Genomic DNA, 16,835 nt, shown 5'->3' on the forward strand with positions numbered 1-16,835 from the left:
ACCCATACTGGATGAGCCGGTCCGGGCGCGCAGCGCCCTGACCGTGTCGAAACCACCCGCTCCGCGATTGTCCACAGGCCCGATTCCATGTCAGTGGCCCGTGGTGGAATGCGGTCATGGACGAGTGGGGCTGCGACCCGGAGGCGTACATCGCCGCGATCCGCGCGGGCGCCATCGACCCCTTCGGCCGCACCGCCGCAGAGCTGCAGGAGCTGCTGGATGCGTTCGACCGCGAGTGGGATGAGCGGCTTGCCGCGCTCTCTGACGATGAGGTCGACGCGGTCGCCGAGGGCCGCATGGCGATGCCCGAGCTGCCCGGTCCGGCCGAGTCGGAGGCTGCCGCGTGGCTGCGCCGCGAGGAGGAGTTCACCGGCGGGGTGAAGGCGCTGCAGGCCCAGCGAGCACGGCTCGAGGCGGAGGAGCGGGAGCTGCTCGCGGCCCGCTTCGCGCGGGTGCAGCAGGAGCCGGGTCCGGCGGTGGCGGGGCTGCGGGAGGCGGCGTCGGTGCTGGCGGCGGAGCTGCGGCAGTCCGATCGGGGCGTGGAGCGGCGGATGGCCGAGGCGTGGACGATCGTCACGCAGCTGCCCGCGACGCACGCCGCGCACAAGGCGGGCCGGATCGGGAGCGGCCACCTGCGGGTGATCGAGCAGGCCACGCACGCGCTGCGCACCGACATCGGCGCCGACCCGGCCGAGACGGCGAAGGTCGAGCAAGAGCTCGTGGCGATCGCCGAGACGACCACGCCCGGCCGGCTCCGCGCCCGGGCGAAGATCGTCGTGAACCGGGTGCTGACGGCGCCGCTGCAGCAGCGGCACGACCGGGCGATGGAGCAGCGGTCGGTGTGGATGGTCGACGCCGGCGACGGGATGGTCGACCTCGGCGCCCGGCTGCCCGCGATCGTCGGCGTGGCGATCTTCGACCGGCTCACGCAGGCCGCGAAGGCGAAGCCGAAGGACGACCCGCGCACCTTCGACCAGTTCCGCGCCGACGGGTTCGGCGAACTGCTGCTGTGCGGCGTCAGCCCGGACGACCTGCACGGCATCAGCCCGATCAAGGCGACCGTGACGATCACGATCCCGGCGACCGAGCTGCTCCGCGACCCCGACGAGCCCGAGGACCCGCGGCTGCGGTTCCCGGCGCTGCTCGACGGGCGGATCCTGGTCGACGCCGCGACCATCCGCGCCCTCGCCGCCGAGACGGTCGTCTGGGAGCGGCTCTTCCTCCACCCCGTCACCGGGCTGCCGGTGACGGTCGACACGTACACGCCCAACCGGGCGATGCGGCGCTGGCTCAAGGCCCGCGACGGCCGCTGCCGCTGGCCCGGCTGCACGAACCCCGTCCAGCGCGCCGACCTCGACCACACTCAGGCGTGGGTCGACGGCGGCCCCACGAGCATCGCCAACCTCGCGCACCTCTGCAGGCGCCACCACCTCATGAAGCACACCACCGCGTGGCGCGTCCGGCAGCTGCCCGGCGGGGTGCTCGAGTGGACGTCGCCGCTCGGCAACATCCACCGCGACGAGCCAGAGCCGCAAGGGCCGGTGTTCGTCGAGACGATGGAGCACGTGTGGGAGATGGCTCTCGCCGGCACCGCACCACCGAGCGGACCACCACCGCCCTTCTGACGCCGCCGCTCAGGCGAGGGACAGCACGAACGACAGCACGAACCCTGCAGCGGTGCTCATTGCCACGGCCGGCCCGCCGTGCTCGTACGCCTCCGGCATGAGTGTGTCGGCGAGGGATGCGATGACCGCGCCGGCGGCGAAGGCGAGCGGCAGCGAGATGGTCTCCTCGTCGACCACGGCGAGCGGACCCGCGCCGAGCACGGTCGCCCCGACCAGCAGCACGGCGCAGATGGACCAGAGCCCGAGGATCTTGCCCTTCGACATGCCCTGGGTGCGCATCGACGATGCGCCGACGAGCGACTCCGGCAGGTTCGAGACGAAGATGGCGGCGAGCAGCGCGAGTCCGCCAGACCCCTCCCCGAGCGAGACGCCCATCGCCACGTTCTCGGGCACGCCGTCGAGCGTGACCGCCGCGAGCAGCGCGAGCCCGGCAGCGCCCCGCGTCGTCGCCTTCGTGGCCGCGCGGTCGGAGGCCGCCGCATCCGTGTCGAGCTTCGCGCTCCCCTGGTGCTCGTCCGCCGGCTTGCCCTTGCCCGGCTGCGCGGCACGGTCGAGCAGCGCGCTCAGCACGGTGAACACGAGCGCGCCGACGAACAGGCCGATCGCCGCCCGCCAGATGCCGCCCTTCTCGAAGGCGTCCTCGAAGAGCTCGAACGCGAGCGCGGTGATCAGCGCACCCGCCGCGAACGACAGCAGCACGGCGAGCACGCGCTTGGGCAGATCGAAGCGGATCCCGATCAGCGCGCCGATGATCAGCGCGCTCGAGGCGATGATGCCGAAGATCAGCGACTGCATGCGGTCAGCGTACGACCGCGTGGGCCGCCGTTGGGGGACGAATCCGGGTGCCATGATGCACTCGTGCCAACGACGCGCGCCGTTCCCCTCGCCCTGATCGGCTGGCTCGTGTGCGTCGAGCTCACGAGCGGCGTGCTGCAGGGCTGGTACGTCACCCTCACGCCCGACATCGCCCGCCACCTCTCGGTCACCGACGCCGACGTGAACTGGTTCGAGGCCGGCCAGCTGCTCCTGTCGGCGCTCATGGTGCCCGTGCTCGCGAAGCTCGGCGACATGCACGGCCACAAGCGGATGCTGCTGGTCGCGACCGCGCTCACGGCCGGCGCGAGCTGGTGGATGGCGTTCGCCGGCGACTTCTGGAGCTACCTCATCGCCTTCTCGCTGCAAGGCGCGTACGCCGTCTGGCTGCCGCTCGAGGTCGCGCTCATCTTCGACCGCGGGCGCCGAACCGCTGCAGCGCCGTCCACCACCCGCCGCGCCGCCGGCCTGCTCGTGATCGCGCTCGAGGCGGGCGCGATCCTCGGTGCGCTCGGCTCCGCTGTCGCGCTCGGCGCGTTCGGCGAGGCGATGACGCCGACCCTCATGGTGCCGGCGGCGATGGTGACCCTCACGTTCTTCGCGATCCTCTGGGGCGTGCCAGAGTCGGAGCCACTCCCCGGCCGCAGCCTCGACGCCGGCGGCTTCGTCCTGCTCGCCCTGTCGCTGCTCACGATCACGTCGGGCCTCACGTTCCTCAAGATCGGCGGGGCGGATGCGTGGTGGGGCTGGGCGGTCATGCTCGTCGGCGTCGCCCTGCTGCTGCCGTTCGGACGGTGGGTGCTCGGCAAGGACGACCCCGCGATCGACCTGCGAGTCATGCGCCGGCCCGAGATGTGGCCCGTGCAGCTCACCGCCGGCCTCGTCGGCGTGAGTCTGCTCGGCGCGCAGACGCCGCTCGCGACCTACGCGGGCACCGACCCGTCGCTCGGCTACGGGCTCGGCCTCGACGCATCCGGCCGTTCGATCCTCATCGGCGTCTACCTGCTGTCGCTCATCGTCGGCGCCGCGGCCCTCGCCGTGCTGTCGGCGCGCATCCGCCCCCGGTTGCTGCTCATCGTCGCCGCGACGCTCGTCGGCGTCGGCTACCTGCTGCTCGTGCCGTTCCACCTCGAGGTGTGGCAGGTGTTCGCGTGCATGGCCGTCGCCGGCGTCGGCTCCGGCGCGCTCGTGGGTGCGCTGCCGGCGGCCGCGGCCGCTGCGGCGCCTCGCGGCCAGACCGGCGTCGCGACCGCGATGACGAACACGACGAAGACGATCGGCGGCTCGTTCGCGTCGTCGATCTTCGCGATCGTGCTGGCGATCGGCGCGATCGGCACCGCCGCGAGCATCGGCGGCTACATCGTCGTGTGGATCGTCTGCGGTGTGACGGCGCTCGTCGCGGCCGTCGGCCTCATCGCCGTACCGCGGCTCGCGTTCGCCGATCCCGAGACCGCTGGCGCTGACGCCACCACACCCCTTCCGACGGACGCTGCGCGACGCTGAGGCGTGTGCGCGTGCGACCGCATGAAGCCGATCGCCGCTTCATGTTCACCGTCATCGGTGTTATGGACAGTGCAAGCATCCCGGAGGAAGATGCGAGCTGGAGCGACCGACGGCTCGCCACTGTGCGCGCGGCGGCTGCCTGTCTCTCCCCAAGATGGAGTTCTCATGGCTGAATCGATCGTCGGGCCACTTCGCATCACCGGCACGCCAGTGGACCGCCAGACAGTCCTCACTGCGTCCTCGGTCCGGATCGGCCTCCAACGCCGCACGGAGGGACCAGTGACCGATGGCGTCGACGCCATGGCCGCCGCCGGAAGCTCGGTCATGCCGACTGCGGATGTCACCCTCGACATCGGCGACGATGGCGCTTCTGGGGGCCTGCGGGTGCGCGACTCGAACGGCCAGACCGTGGTTTCCATCAATGGCGAAACGGGCATCGGAACCTTCGGCACCGGACGCGGCCAGTCGGGCGGCCTGGTGATCCGAGCGGCTGCCAATGGACCGGTCATCCAGGTCGACGGTGCTACCGGGAGGATCTCATTCCTCAATGCCCGCCTTGAGACGACACTCGTGATCAACGGCGTCACGGGCGACATCGAGTTCTCCGGCGCCGACTGCTCGGAGGACTTCGATGCGGTCCGGCACCTGCAACCAGGCTCGGTCCTTGTGGCACGAGCCGATGGCCTCGTTGACGCGTGCACCATCGCATACGACCACCGGGTCGTCGGTGTGCGTTCCGGTGCCGGGGCGTACCATCCGGCGCTTCGCCTGGACAGCCACGCGGAGCATCAGGACCGGGTGCCAATTGCGATTGCCGGGAAAGCGGAATGCCTCGTTGACGCGGACATTTGCCCGGTTCGAGTCGGCGACTTGCTCACCACTTCACCCACTCCAGGCCACGCGATGGCTGCTGAAGACCGCGCCAGGATGATCGGCGCCACCATCGGGAAGAGCCTTCTGGCCAGAAGCGGCGGTCGCGGCTTGATCCCGATGCTGGTCGGGCTCGGATGAGACCAGCGAGCGCGACACCACGATGGACACGAGTGCGCTCCGCGTTGTAACGAAGGTAGTGCGAGCGGTCCCGCCAGCCACCCTTCGCGGCAGTCTCGCCTCTGTGCCGCGCCTCCCGCCCGGTCCCGGTGCACGAGCCTCCGTAGAACTGCTCGACGCGATCCATCGGTTTGCACCTGAAGTGCGACTGCACCCAGATGACAGATACAGGCCGAGCTCGGTGCCCTGGTATCTGCAGAACGTGCGCATGCGACGGCACCGCGCATGGTGGCCGGACGTGCGAATCCTGGATGTCGGCGAGGTCAACGTCAACACGCTGATCGCCCAACGAAGCGGCGGGCAGTCCTCAGGACAGGGGGCAGATCGCACCAACTTCTTCCTGGAGATCGCCGCCAACACGACCGAAACTCGGCGCGGACGGCTCGCGATCGCCGAGTGCTATGTCCATTTTCGGCGTGCTCCAGGTACGAGCACTGCTTGGGATCTGCAGTACTGGTTCTTCTACCCGTACAACGGCGACATCACGACCGGAGCCGACTTCGAGCATGAAGGAGACTTCGAGCACGTCACGGTCCGAATCGGTCGCGATCTGCGGTCGGTGCAGGAGGTGTTCTATCACGTGCACAACACAGAGAGCACATGGCGACGGCCGGGCGAGTTCAGCTCGACGTCGGAGGGTCATCCGATCGTGTACTCCGCCCGGCACACGCACGCGACCTACTGGTCGGCCGGCAAGCAAGCACGCACGGCGTTGCCCGACGATCACACGGCTGACGGCGGGCCCGTCTGGCAGACCTGGGACCACCTTCGTCTCGTCGGCCACCGCCGCAGACCCACAGCGGGGCAGGAGTGGATCCGATATACCGGACACTGGGGCCAGATCGGCACCGGCTTCTCCTGGCTGGGCGGTCCGTACGGGCCAGCGTTCCAGGGCTATTGGCTCGATGACGACAGCGGCGGCTGACCGTCGACAGGGGCGCGCAAGACGCCGATGCGGAGCGAGCCATCACCCCTTCGCGACGAGCGGCCCGCGGTGCACCATCCACGGGTGCGTCTGCGCGACGGGCTTGATGATCGTCTCGTCGACGGAGACGTGCCCCGGCAGCGCGAGGATGTCGGTCATCACGCGCGCGACGTCATCGGCCGAGAGCGGGTCCTGCACGTCCTTGTAGACGGCATCCGCCTTCTCCTTGTCGCCCTCGAAGCGCACGAGCGAGAACTCCTCAGTCCAGACCATGCCGGGCGCGACCTCCATGACGCGGATGGGCTCGCCGTGCAGCTCGAGCCGCAGCACGTCGACGAGCTGCTTCTCGGCCGACTTCGCCGCGTTGTAGCCGGAGCCGCCCGCATAGGAGACCGTCGCCGCGATCGACGTGACGACCATGATCTCGGCATAGCCGCCATCGGCGGTGGACTGACGGAGCAGCGGGAGCACGGCGTCGATGACGCGCTTTGCGGCGATGACGTTCGACTCGAACATCCAGCGCCAGTCCTCGATCGTCGTCTCGGCGAGGTGCGCTGCGCCCTTCGCGCCGCCCGCGACCTGCACGAGGCTCGTCGGCCGGAACGCGGCAGCGGCGTCGGCGAGCCGCGCGACATCGTCCTCGTCGGTGAGGTCGGCGGCGAGCACCTCGCAGCCGATGTCCGCCGCGAGCGACTCAAGCCGCTCGGCGCGTCGCGCGACCGCGAGCACCTGCCAGCCGCGCGCGACGGCCTGCCTGGCCACGGCCTCCCCGATCCCGCTCGACGCTCCGGTGACGATGATCCGCTTCTCGCTCATGCCGACATGCAAGCACCGGATGCCCGAGGGCGCCAATCGCGCGAGTGTTACGCCGTGCGTCGCCGTGCGCTGGCCACCGCGGCGCATCCCCTGCACGCTGAGGACAACACCCCACCGCTGACAGCCGAGGAGGCGCACCATGAGCGACTGGAAGTTCGAGACCCTGCAGGTGCACGCGGGCGCCCAGCCCGACCCCACCACGAAGGCGCGCATCACGCCCGTCTACCGCACCACCTCCTACGTCTTCGACAACGCCGACCACGCAGCCCGGCTCTTCGGCCTCGCCGAGTTCGGCAACATCTACTCGCGCATCATGAACCCGACGAACGACGTCGTCGAGCAGCGCCTCGCGGCCCTCGAGGGGGGCAGCGCCGCCCTCCTGCTGTCGTCGGGCCAGGCCGCGACCACCTACGCGGTCCTCAACATCGCCCAGGCCGGCGACCACATCGTCTCGTCGTCGTCGATCTACGGCGGCACCTACAACCTCTTCCACTTCACGTTGCGCAAGCTCGGCGTCGAGGTGACGTTCGTCGAGGACCAGGACGACCTCGACGAGTGGCGCCGCGCGATCCGCCCGAACACGAAGCTGCTGTTCGCCGAGACGATCGGCAACCCCCGCATCAACCTGCTCGACATCGCGGGCGTCTCCGACGTCGCGCACGACGCCGGTGTGCCGCTCATCGTCGACAACACGATCGCGACGCCCTACCTCATCCGCCCGCTCGAGCACGGCGCCGACATCGTCGTCCACTCCGCGACCAAGTTCCTCGGCGGCCACGGCTCCGTCGTCGCCGGCGCGATCATCGACGGCGGACGCTTCGAGTGGTCGAAGTCCGACAAGTTCCCGGGCCTCACGCAGCCCGACGAGTCGTACCACGGCGTCACCTTCGCCGAGGCGCTCGGCGACCAGATCGCCTACATCATCAAGGCCCGCGTGACGCTGCTCCGCGACGTCGGCGCATCCTCCTCCCCCGACACCGCCTGGCAGCTGCTGCAGGGCATCGAGACCCTCTCGCTGCGCATCGACCGCCACGTCGCGAACGCCACGGCGGTCGCGCAGTTCCTCGAGGGCCACCCGCAGGTGGCCGGCGTGCACTACGCCGGACTCCCGTCGAGCCCGTGGCACGAGCGCGGCAAGCAGATCGCGCCGCGCGGCACCGGCGCCGTGCTCTCGTTCGAGCTCGTCGGCGGCGTCGAGGCCGGCAAGGCGCTCGTCGAGTCGCTGCAGCTCTTCAGCCACCTCGCGAACATCGGCGACGTGCGCTCGCTCGTCATCCACCCGGCGTCGACGACGCACGCGCAGCTCACCCCCGAGCAGCAGCTCACGGCCGGCGTCACGCCGGGCCTCGTGCGGCTCTCGGTCGGCATCGAGCACGTCGACGACCTCATCGCCGACCTCGGCACCGGGCTCGAGGCAGCGGCCGCGAAGGCCGCCGCGCTCGAGGCGGCCGCGGCCTGAACCGGGACGGCGGGCACCCGTGGACTGGCAGCTGAGCGACGACGTCCAGCCTGCCTCCAGGGTGCCCGCCGCCCGGCTCGTCGATGCGCTGCCGTTCGGTGACGTCCGCCGGACCCACCCCGTACCGGTCACCGGCGCGTGGCGCCCCGGCGACGACCCTGGCGAGCGCAGGTTCGCCCGCATCGGCGACATCGCCGTCGAGGCCGGCGGCACGGTGACGGATGCGGTGCTCGCGTTCGAGACGTGGGGTCGCCTCAACGACGCCCACGACAACGCCGTGCTCATCGCGCACGCGCTCACGGGCGACAGCCACGTGCGCGGCGACGCCGGCCCCGGTCACGTCACCGCCGGCTGGTGGGGCGATGTCGTCGGCCCCGGGCTCGCGATCGACACCGACCGGTTCTTCGTCGTCGCCCCCAACATGCTCGGCGGCTGCCAGGGCTCAACAGGACCGGCATCCTTCGCCGCCGACGGCGTCGAGTGGGGCTCACGATTCCCGCGCGTGACGATCCGCGACCAGGTCGAGGCGCAGCGCCGTCTCGCCGACCGGCTCGGCATCGAGCGCTGGCACGCCGTCATCGGCGGCTCGATGGGCGGGATGCACGCGCTCGAGTGGGCGATCGCCCACCCCGAGCGGGTCGGCAGCACCGCCCTGCTCGCCTCGAACGCGGCGACGAGCGCCGACCAGATCGCCCAGAACTCCCTGCAGATCGAGGCGGTCACCACCGACCCCGGCTGGCTCGACGGCGACTTCTACGACCTGCCGGGGCACGCTGGGCCCGCTCGCGGCCTTGCGCTCGCGCGCCGCATGGCGATGCTCGGCTACCGCTCGCAACACGAGCTCAACGAGCGCTTCCGGCGCGAGTGGCAGTCGAGCGTCGACCCGCTCGCGGGCGGCCGGTTCCAGGTCGAGTCGTACCTCGACGTGCACGGCAACCGCTTCACCCGGAGGTTCGACGCCGGCTCCTACGTGCGGCTCGTCGATGCGATGTCGACGCACGACGTCGGTCGCGGCCGGGGCGGAGTCGAGGCCGCGCTCGAGCGCGTCACGTCACCGACGCTCGTCGTGGGCATCTCCAGCGACCGGCTCTTCCCCGTCGCCGACCAGCAGCGGCTCACCGCCGGGCTGTCGACGAGCGTGTCGGGCGCCGAGCCGGTCGTGCTCGAGAGCGGCTTCGGCCACGACGGCTTCCTCATCGAGACCGGCCGCGTCGGCGACCTGCTCGCGCCGCTCCTCGGCTGAGCCGCCGAGCCGGTCCGGCGGGACGATCGGTCCGCGACGCGCGGCGCGCAGCAGCATCCACACCGCCCCGATCAGGATGCCGACGTGCAGCACATTCCGCACCGTCAGCAGCGCCACGGCCGCGGGGTGCCCGACGACGAGCCAGTCGTACGTCCACGGGAACTGCAGCTGCGTCGCGACCGACACCGCGACGACCGCGCCGACGCCGATCCAGTGCCGCCGCGCGCCGAGCTCGGCGAGCAGCAGCGCCGGCACCGTGAGCCAGAGCACGAACTGTGGCGAGCCCACCTTGTTCGTCACGATGAGCGCCGCCACGAGCGCGACCGCGAGCCACACGATCGCCTCGCGGCCGTGCGAGCGCCGCACGGCGAGCACGCCGATCGCGCACAGCAGCACGACGGTGCCGACGAGCACGGGCGTCGCGAGCGCGGCGACCGTGCCGACGCCGTCGCTGTCGACCTGGTAGGTCCAGATGCCGCGGTCGAAGTAGACGTGCGCGTCGTCGCCGCCGACGAGCCACATGTAGGGCGTGGCCGCGACGGCCTCGATCTGCAGGCCGCGATCCTCCTGCTCGGTGAGGAACGACAGCGCGTGCTCGGAGCCGAGCAGCGCCGCGACGGCGAGCACCGCCGCCGAGACGATCGCGCCGGCCGCGAGCACGCGCAGCCGCTCCCGCCGCGCGATGAGCAGCGCGAGGTAGAGCACCCCCGGCCACACCTTCATCCAGGCGGCCGCGGTGAACGCGGCAGCCGCGAGCCCCGGTCGCCCGCGCCGCAGCACCGCCAGGCCGATGATCGACACCGCGACCGCCACGGTGTCGATGCGGGCGAGCGCGACCGGGCCGAGCGCGAGCTGCAGCGCGAGCCACGTCCACGCGAGCACCGGTCCCCGCGGCACCGCGAGCAGCAGCGCGAACGCGACCGCGTCGAGCGCCGTGACGACGAGCATCCACACGAGCGGCAGCGCATCCGTGCCCAGCACGTTCGACGCGAGGATGGGCGCCCACGCGACGAGCGGGTACACCCACGGCACGTCGATCCCGAGCCACTCCCCCGCCTCGCCCTGCTGCACCCACGAGGGGTAGACGAGCAGCACGTCGCCGTAGGCGTCCGAGATGCTCGGCACGTTCAGGATCGCGAGCAGCGCGTGCACGCCGCCGAACGCGAGCCACGCCCACGCGCGGTCGCGCGTCAGAAGAGCCTCCTGGTGGCGTCGCGAACCTCTCCGACGAGCTCCTCGATGATGTCCTCGAGGAACAGCAGACCGGTGGTCTCGCCGCTCGCGTCGAACGAGCGGGCGATGTGCGCGCCGGTCGAGCGCATGAGCGCGAGCGCGTCCTCGACCTCCGCCTCCTGGTAGATCGAGGCGAGCTGGCGGATGCGCTTGGGCGGCACGGGCAGGGCCGCGTCCTCGTCGTCGGCGCCGAGCACGTCCTTGATGTGCACGTAGCCGTTCGGGTTGCCGTCCGCGTCGGAGATGACGTAGCGCGAGAACCCGCGCTCCCGCACGGCCTGCTCGAGGTCGGCCGGCGTCGCGCCGAACGGCAGGGCGACGATCTCGTCGAGCGGCAGCGCCACCTCGCGGACCCGTCGCTCGGTGAACTCGAACGTCCGCGAGATCGCGCCGGTGGGATCGAACAGCAGCCCCTCGCGCTTCGACGTCTCGACGATCGTCTCGACCTCGTCGATCGTGAAGGCGCTCGCCGCCTCGTCGACCGGCTCGACCCGCACGAGCCGCAGGATGCCGTTCGCGGTCGCGTTCATCGCCCAGATCACCGGCTTGAAGACGCGCGAGATGAGCACGAGCGGCGGCGCGAGCAGCAGCACCGCGCGGTCGGGCACCGAGAACGCCGCGTTCTTCGGCACCATCTCACCCAGCACGACGTGCAGGTAGGTGACGAGCAGCAGCGCGATGACGAATGCGACGACCGACACCACCTCCGGCGCGAGGCCGGTCCAGGCGAGCGGCCCCTCGAGCAGGTGATGGATCGCCGGCTCCGAGACGTTCAGGATGAGCAGCGAGCAGATCGTGATGCCCAGCTGGCACATCGCCAGCATGAGCGAGACGTGCTCCATCGCCCACAGCGCGAGCTTCGCCGCGCGGTTGCCGCGGTCGGCGAGCGGCTCGATCTGGCTGCGGCGCGCGGAGATGACGGCGAACTCGGCGCCGACGAAGAAGGCGTTGGCCGCCAGCAGGATGACGAGCCACATGATGCCGAGCCAGTCGTCGCTCATCGTGCCTCTTCCTGCTGCTGGTCCTGCTCCTGGCGCTCGATGAAGCGCACTCGGTCGACGCGGCGGCCGTCGACGCGCTCGACGCGCAGCGTGCCTCCCTCGATCTCGACGCTGTCGCCCGCGACCGGCACGGTGCCGAGCGCGGCCATGATGAAGCCGCCGATCGTCTCGTACGGACCGTCCTCCGGCACGTCGACCCGGGCGCGCTCGCGCAGCTCGTCGGGCCGGAAGGAGCCGGGGAACGTGACCCAGCCGGGTCCGCGCACGACCTCGACGTGCATCCGGTCGTGCTCGTCCGACACCTCGCCGACGACCTCCTCGACGAGGTCCTCGAGCGTCGCGATGCCGGCGGTGCCGCCGTACTCGTCGACGACGATCGCCATCTGGTAGCCGCGCTCCTTCAGGTCGCGCAGCAGGGCGTCGAGCTTGACCGACTCGGGCACGCGGTGCGGCTCCTCGGCGATCGCGGCGACGGGGACGTCGGCACGGCGGTCGCGCGGCACCGAGATCGCCTGCTTGATGTGGGCGATGCCGAGCACGTCGTCGAGGTCGTCGTCGTAGACGGGGAATCGGCTGAGCCCGGTCGCGTGCGCGAGGGCGACGAGGTCGGCGACGGATGCGGAGCGCTCGACGGCCTGGACGCGGGGGCGCGGCGTCATGACGTCGCCGGCGCTCAGCTCCGAGAAGCGCAGCGTGCGCGAGAGCAGGGTCGCGGCGCCCGCGTCGAGGGCACCCTCCATCGCGGAGCGGCGCACGAGCGTCGAGAGCTCCTCCGCGGTGCGGGCGCCGGAGAGCTCCTCCTTCGGCTCGAGGCCGATCGAGCGGAGGATGCCGTTCGCGGAGCCGTTGAGCGCGAGCACCGCGGGCTTGAAGACCGCGGTGAAGGCGCGCTGGAAGGGCGTGACGGCGATCGCGGTGCCGAGCGGCTTCGCGAGCGCGAAGTTCTTGGGCACGAGCTCGCCGATGATCATCGAGAGGATCGTCGCGCCGGTCATGGCGATGACGCTCGAGAGCGGGCCGGCCACGCCCTCCGGCACGCCCCAGCTCACGAGCACGGGGGTCAGGAGCCGCGAGATCGCGGGCTCCATCGTGTACCCGGTGAGGAGGGTCGTGAGCGTGATGCCGAGCTGCGCGCTCGAGAGGTGCGTCGAGGTCTGGCGGAGCGCCTTGATCGGCCCCTCGAGCCGAGCCTCGCCCCGCTGGCGCCGCGCTTCGAGCTCATCGCGGTTCAGGTTGACGAGCGCGAACTCGCTCGCGACGAAGAGGCCGGTTCCGATGGTCAGGACCACGCCGACGCTGATCAGCAGCAGGTCCATCAGAGGGTCGGTTCCGGCTCGGGACTATGACTGGGGTCGTCGTTCACCCGGGCATCCTACCGGCGCCCGCCGTGCGCAGACCCGCGTGGTCGGCACGAGACGGGCTCACCACGAGACAGGCTCACCACGAGACAGGCAGCGCCTTGCCCTCCTCGTAGCCCGCCGCCGACTGCACGCCGACCCGCGCGCGATCCCGGAACGCGGGCACGCTGTCGGCCCCGGCGTACGTGAACGACGAGCGCACGCCCGCGGTGATCATGTCGACGAGGTCCTCGACGCTCGGCCGCTGCGGGTCGAGCATGATCGTCGACGACGAGATGCCCTCGGCGAAGAGCCGCTTGCGCGCGAGCTCGTACGGGTCGAGGCCGCCGAAGCGGCCCTCGACCGCCCTCGTCGAGGCCATGCCCCACGACTCCTTGTACAGCCGGCCCTGCGCATCCCGCTGCAGGCGCCCTGGCGCCTCGATGGTGCCCGCGAACCACGAGCCGATCATGACGCTGGATGCGCCGGCCGCGAGTGCGAGCGCGACGTCGCGCGGGTAGCGCACGCCGCCGTCGGCCCACACGCGCGCGCCGAGCTCGAGGGCCGTCGTGGACGTGTCGAGCACCGCCGAGAACTGCGGCCGGCCGACGGCCGTCATCATCCGGGTCGTGCACATGGCGCCAGGGCCCACGCCGACCTTCACGATCGACGCGCCCGCCGCCACGAGGTCGCGCACGCCGTCGGCGGAGACGACGTTGCCGGCCGCGACGGGCACGTCGTCGCCGATCGCCGATCGCACGGCCGCGAGCGCGCGCAGCATGCCCGCCTGGTGACCGTGCGCCGTGTCGACGACGATGACGTCGGCGCCGGCCTCGACCAGCGCACGCGCCTTCGCCCCCGGGTCCCCGTTGATGCCCACGGCCGCAGCGACGCGCAGCCGGCCGGCCACGTCGAGCGCGGGCAGGTAGAGGTCGGCGCGCAGGGCGCCGAGCCGGGAGGCGATGCCGACGCAGCGGCCGTCGTCGACGACGGGTGCCACGTCGACGCCCTCGCGCTCGAGCGCCGCGAACATCGCGCGGCCGTCGGCGACGTCCTCGAGGCGGAGCGTGGGCAGGTGCGAGTGCAGCAGGTCGCCGAGCCGCGCATCCGGCAGGGCGGAGGCGAGCCGCTCCGCGGGGATCGCGCCCAGCAGTGCGCCCTCGGCGTCCTCCACGACGACGCAGTGCCCCGCGATCGCCGGCACCCGCTCGAGCACGGCCTGCACGACGTCGTCGGGCGACGCCCGGTGCGGCGACTCGAGCGCGATGGGCTGCGCCTTGACCCACGCGATCGACCCGCACGTCTCGTCGAGCGGCGGGTCCTGCGTGAGCACCGCGAGCCCGCCGCGGCGGGCGAGGGCGGCCGCGAGGCGCGGGCCGGTGACCGAGCTCATGTTCGCGGCGACGATCGGCAGCGAGCCGCCCGTCCCGTCATCGGGCGAGAGGTCGACGTCCATGCGCGAGCTGAGGTCGCTGCGGCTGGGGACGAGGAAGACGTCGGAGTAGGTGAGGTCGTGCTCCGGCACGTCGCCGATGAATCGCATGCCCCCCACGCTACTTCGCTTGTCCCCAGTCCCCCACGACGGCCGTCTGCACGGGGAACTCGATCGGGAACGCGCCGAACAGCGTCCGGCCGGCGAGGGCCGCCGCCTCCTGCACGGCCTCGGCGACCTCCGCCGCGCGCTCGGCGGGAGCCTGCACGATCACCTCGTCGTGCAGGAAGCACACGAGCGCGGCGCCATCGACGTCGCGGATCGCGCGGCGCACGCCCGCCATCCAGGCGAGCGCCCACTCGGCGGCCGTGCCCTGCACGACGAAGTTGCGGGTGAACCTGCCCCACGCGCGCGCCTGCCGCCCGCCCCGCTCGTCGTCGCGCCAGCGCGGCGGCTCCGGGCTCGCCCGGCCGAGCCATGTGCGCACCCGCTCCCGCCGCTCCCCGGCTCGCGCCGCTCCCTCGACCGCCGCCATCGCCCGCGGGTAGGCGCGCGCGAGCCGCGGCAGCACGACCGCCGACTCGCCCGTCGTGCCGCCGTAGAGCGCACCGAGCATCCCGAGCTTCGCGTGCGTGCGGGTGTCGACGACGCCGCGGTCGACGAGCGCCTGGTAGAGGTCGGCCCCGCGGCCCGCCTCTGCGAGCGCCTCGTCGCGGGCGAGCGCGGCGAGCGCGCGTGGCTCGAGCTGCGCGGCGTCGGCGACGACGAGCCGCATCCCCGGCTCGGCCGCGACCGCCCCGCGGATCTGCCGCGCGATCTGCATCGCGCCGGAGCCCTCGGTCGCCCAGCGGCCCGTGACGACGCCGCCGGGCACGTACTCGATCGCGAGCCTGCAGCGCCCGCGATCGTCGACGCGCGCCCACCGATGGGCCCACGCCCAGCCGTTCGCGGTGTGCAGGCGCGCCATCCGCTTGTACGCGATGAGCGGCTCGATCGCAGGATGGTCCTGCTCGCGCAGCTCCCAGCGGGCGGTGGAGGCGACGTCGACGCCCGCCCGCCGCAGCGCGCGGAGCACCTCCTGCGGCGAGTCGGGGTTGAGCGACGCGTCGCCGAGCGCGGAGCGCACCTCGGCGGCGAGCGCCTCCATGCGGCGCGGCCTGCCGGTCGCGGTCGGCCGCTCGCCGAGCGCGTCCTCGAGCAGCGCGTCGTGGCGGGCGGGATCGAACGGCAGCCCCTCGCGCCCCAGCTCGACCGCGACGAGCGCGCCCATCGACTCCGCGCCCGCGAGCATCGCGAGGCCCGCGTCATCGCCGATCGCCGCGTCCTGCAGTCGCAGCTGCTCGGCGAGCGCGTCGAGCGGCTCCGCCTCGGGAGCGAGCGAGAACAGCGCTTCCGCGTCGGTGCGGAGCGACCGCGCCCACCGCTCCTCGAGCGGCAGCGAGCGCGCCTCGACCAGGATCCGGTGCACGAGCCGCACGTCGCGCACCCGGTCGATCGGCACGCCGGCGTCGAGCAGCACCGGGGCCGCCGACTTCGCGTCCTGCCAGACGATGCGCGCGCCGGGCCGCAGCCGCTCGTCGGCGGCGACGTCGGCGGCGGCGTGGATCCGCGCATCCGCCGCCTTGCCGCCCGCGAGCGCCGCGACGGCGACGCGCGCGCCGCGATCGAACGGCACGACGCCGACGTCGAGGGGGCCGGCATCCACATCCATGACACTAATCTGCGCCTCCCACACGCGCTGGAAGCCGCCGATGCGGCAGGATGGGTGCGGAACCGCGATGACAGCGCAAGTGGTGGTGCTCAACGCGACGCTCGAGCCGATCGGCGTCGCCTCGCTGCAGCGCGCGGTCGCCTTCATCGTCAAGGAGCGCGCGCAGATCATGCTCGCGGCCGACGGCACGATCCGGTCGAACTCGCTCGAGCTGCCGGTGCCGCGCGTCGTGGTCTTCAACGACTACGTCCAGATCCCGCACACGCGGCTGTACGACCGGATGCCGTGGAGCCGCAGGGGCGTGCTCGACCGCGACCGTCGACGCTGCGCGTACTGCGAGGGTCCGGGCGCGACGATCGACCACATCCACCCGGCGTCGCGCGGCGGCGAGTCGACCTGGCTCAACACCATCACCGCGTGCGTCGCGTGCAACGGCGCCAAGGGCGACCGCACGCCGTCGGAGGCGGGCATGCGCTTGCGGTTCGAGCCTCGCGTGGTGTGGCGCCGCGAGGTCATGCTGCTCGCGGTCGAGGCTGCCGGCGTCGACCTCGCCGAGCTCGGCCTGAGGCACTGACCCCTCGCCGCACGCGACTATGCTGGAAGGCGATGTCGCCGCGGACTGCCTGCGGCATGCCCGGAGAATTCGGAAGAGGCGATCGATACCGTGTCCAGCCCGTCGGACGACAA

Annotated in this window: 13 protein-coding genes; 7 read left to right on the forward strand and 6 right to left on the reverse strand. The window is 72.1% G+C overall.

Annotation, left to right across the window (positions count from 1 at the left end):
* Positions 1-116 precede the first annotated feature (116 nt).
* Positions 117-1,625: a DUF222 domain-containing protein gene (locus ACLQ21_RS10910; protein ID WP_425663599.1), complete on the forward strand. Its 1,509-nt coding sequence runs from the start codon at positions 117-119 to the stop codon at positions 1,623-1,625.
* A gap of 9 nt (positions 1,626-1,634) precedes the next feature.
* Here ACLQ21_RS10910 and ACLQ21_RS10915 read toward each other — a convergent pair whose 3' ends face one another.
* Positions 1,635-2,420, reverse strand: coding sequence for a ZIP family metal transporter (locus ACLQ21_RS10915; protein WP_425663601.1), 786 nt, complete (start codon positions 2,418-2,420; stop codon positions 1,635-1,637).
* Positions 2,421-2,483: 63 nt separating this feature from the next.
* Between ACLQ21_RS10915 and ACLQ21_RS10920 the strand changes: the two genes are divergently transcribed.
* The 3 genes from ACLQ21_RS10920 to ACLQ21_RS10930 all read left to right on the forward strand — a co-directional run bounded on the left by ACLQ21_RS10920 (position 2,484) and on the right by ACLQ21_RS10930 (position 5,916).
* Entirely contained in the window at positions 2,484-3,941 is a 1,458-nt protein-coding gene (locus ACLQ21_RS10920) for an MFS transporter (RefSeq protein WP_425663603.1), read from the forward strand.
* A 165-nt stretch (positions 3,942-4,106) separates the two neighbouring features.
* A complete protein-coding gene (locus ACLQ21_RS10925; protein WP_425663605.1) occupies positions 4,107-4,952 on the forward strand; it encodes a hypothetical protein in 846 nt (281 codons plus the stop codon).
* Between the two features lie 22 nt (positions 4,953-4,974).
* Positions 4,975-5,916, forward strand: a complete 942-nt coding sequence (locus ACLQ21_RS10930; RefSeq protein WP_425663607.1) for a Vps62-related protein — start codon at positions 4,975-4,977, stop codon at positions 5,914-5,916.
* Between the two features lie 42 nt (positions 5,917-5,958).
* On the opposite strand, the gene ACLQ21_RS10935 is transcribed toward ACLQ21_RS10930, so the two are convergent.
* On the reverse strand, positions 5,959-6,732 hold the full coding sequence (locus ACLQ21_RS10935) for an SDR family NAD(P)-dependent oxidoreductase (protein ID WP_425663609.1): 774 nt from the start codon (positions 6,730-6,732) through the stop codon (positions 5,959-5,961).
* Between the two features lie 139 nt (positions 6,733-6,871).
* Between ACLQ21_RS10935 and ACLQ21_RS10940 the strand changes: the two genes are divergently transcribed.
* Both ACLQ21_RS10940 and metX read left to right on the forward strand, forming a co-directional pair.
* Positions 6,872-8,191, forward strand: coding sequence for a bifunctional o-acetylhomoserine/o-acetylserine sulfhydrylase (locus ACLQ21_RS10940; protein WP_425663611.1), 1,320 nt, complete (start codon positions 6,872-6,874; stop codon positions 8,189-8,191).
* A gap of 19 nt (positions 8,192-8,210) precedes the next feature.
* On the forward strand, positions 8,211-9,434 hold the full coding sequence (metX, locus tag ACLQ21_RS10945) for a homoserine O-acetyltransferase MetX (protein ID WP_425663613.1): 1,224 nt from the start codon (positions 8,211-8,213) through the stop codon (positions 9,432-9,434).
* 1,190 nt (positions 9,435-10,624) lie between these two features.
* On the opposite strand, the gene ACLQ21_RS10950 is transcribed toward metX, so the two are convergent.
* The 4 genes from ACLQ21_RS10950 to ACLQ21_RS10965 form a co-directional block, all read right to left on the reverse strand.
* Positions 10,625-11,668, reverse strand: coding sequence for a hemolysin family protein (locus tag ACLQ21_RS10950; protein ID WP_425663615.1), 1,044 nt, complete (start codon positions 11,666-11,668; stop codon positions 10,625-10,627).
* Complete coding sequence (locus ACLQ21_RS10955; protein WP_425663617.1) at positions 11,665-12,984, reverse strand: hemolysin family protein; 1,320 nt, start codon at positions 12,982-12,984, stop codon at positions 11,665-11,667. The genes ACLQ21_RS10950 and ACLQ21_RS10955 overlap by 4 nt, the downstream gene beginning before the upstream one ends.
* A 121-nt stretch (positions 12,985-13,105) precedes the next feature.
* Positions 13,106-14,548: a GuaB1 family IMP dehydrogenase-related protein gene (locus ACLQ21_RS10960; RefSeq protein WP_425663619.1), complete on the reverse strand. Its 1,443-nt coding sequence runs from the start codon at positions 14,546-14,548 to the stop codon at positions 13,106-13,108.
* A 10-nt stretch (positions 14,549-14,558) separates the two neighbouring features.
* Positions 14,559-16,148, reverse strand: coding sequence for a bifunctional 3'-5' exonuclease/DNA polymerase (locus ACLQ21_RS10965; RefSeq protein ID WP_425663620.1), 1,590 nt, complete (start codon positions 16,146-16,148; stop codon positions 14,559-14,561).
* Positions 16,149-16,215: 67 nt separating this feature from the next.
* Here ACLQ21_RS10965 and ACLQ21_RS10970 point away from each other — a divergent pair, with 67 nt between their 5' ends.
* Positions 16,216-16,722, forward strand: a complete 507-nt coding sequence (locus ACLQ21_RS10970; RefSeq protein WP_425663622.1) for an HNH endonuclease — start codon at positions 16,216-16,218, stop codon at positions 16,720-16,722.
* The last annotated feature ends 113 nt before the right edge of the window (positions 16,723-16,835 follow it).

It is taken from the genome of Agrococcus sp. DT81.2 (assembly GCF_049844935.1).
Taxonomy (GTDB): Bacteria; Actinomycetota; Actinomycetes; order Actinomycetales; family Microbacteriaceae; genus Agrococcus.

Coding starts and splice junctions, on each gene's coding strand:
- ACLQ21_RS10910 (WP_425663599.1), top strand. CDS start 117: ATGGACGAGTGGGGCTGCGACCCGGAGGCGTACATCGCCGCGATCCGC.
- ACLQ21_RS10915 (WP_425663601.1), bottom strand. CDS start 2,420: ATGCAGTCGCTGATCTTCGGCATCATCGCCTCGAGCGCGCTGATCATC.
- ACLQ21_RS10925 (WP_425663605.1), top strand. CDS start 4,107: ATGGCTGAATCGATCGTCGGGCCACTTCGCATCACCGGCACGCCAGTG.
- ACLQ21_RS10930 (WP_425663607.1), top strand. CDS start 4,975: ATGGACACGAGTGCGCTCCGCGTTGTAACGAAGGTAGTGCGAGCGGTC.
- ACLQ21_RS10935 (WP_425663609.1), bottom strand. CDS start 6,732: ATGAGCGAGAAGCGGATCATCGTCACCGGAGCGTCGAGCGGGATCGGG.
- ACLQ21_RS10940 (WP_425663611.1), top strand. CDS start 6,872: ATGAGCGACTGGAAGTTCGAGACCCTGCAGGTGCACGCGGGCGCCCAG.
- ACLQ21_RS10950 (WP_425663615.1), bottom strand. CDS start 11,668: ATGAGCGACGACTGGCTCGGCATCATGTGGCTCGTCATCCTGCTGGCG.
- ACLQ21_RS10955 (WP_425663617.1), bottom strand. CDS start 12,984: ATGGACCTGCTGCTGATCAGCGTCGGCGTGGTCCTGACCATCGGAACC.
- ACLQ21_RS10960 (WP_425663619.1), bottom strand. CDS start 14,548: ATGCGATTCATCGGCGACGTGCCGGAGCACGACCTCACCTACTCCGAC.
- ACLQ21_RS10965 (WP_425663620.1), bottom strand. CDS start 16,148: ATGGATGTGGATGCCGGCCCCCTCGACGTCGGCGTCGTGCCGTTCGAT.
- ACLQ21_RS10970 (WP_425663622.1), top strand. CDS start 16,216: ATGACAGCGCAAGTGGTGGTGCTCAACGCGACGCTCGAGCCGATCGGC.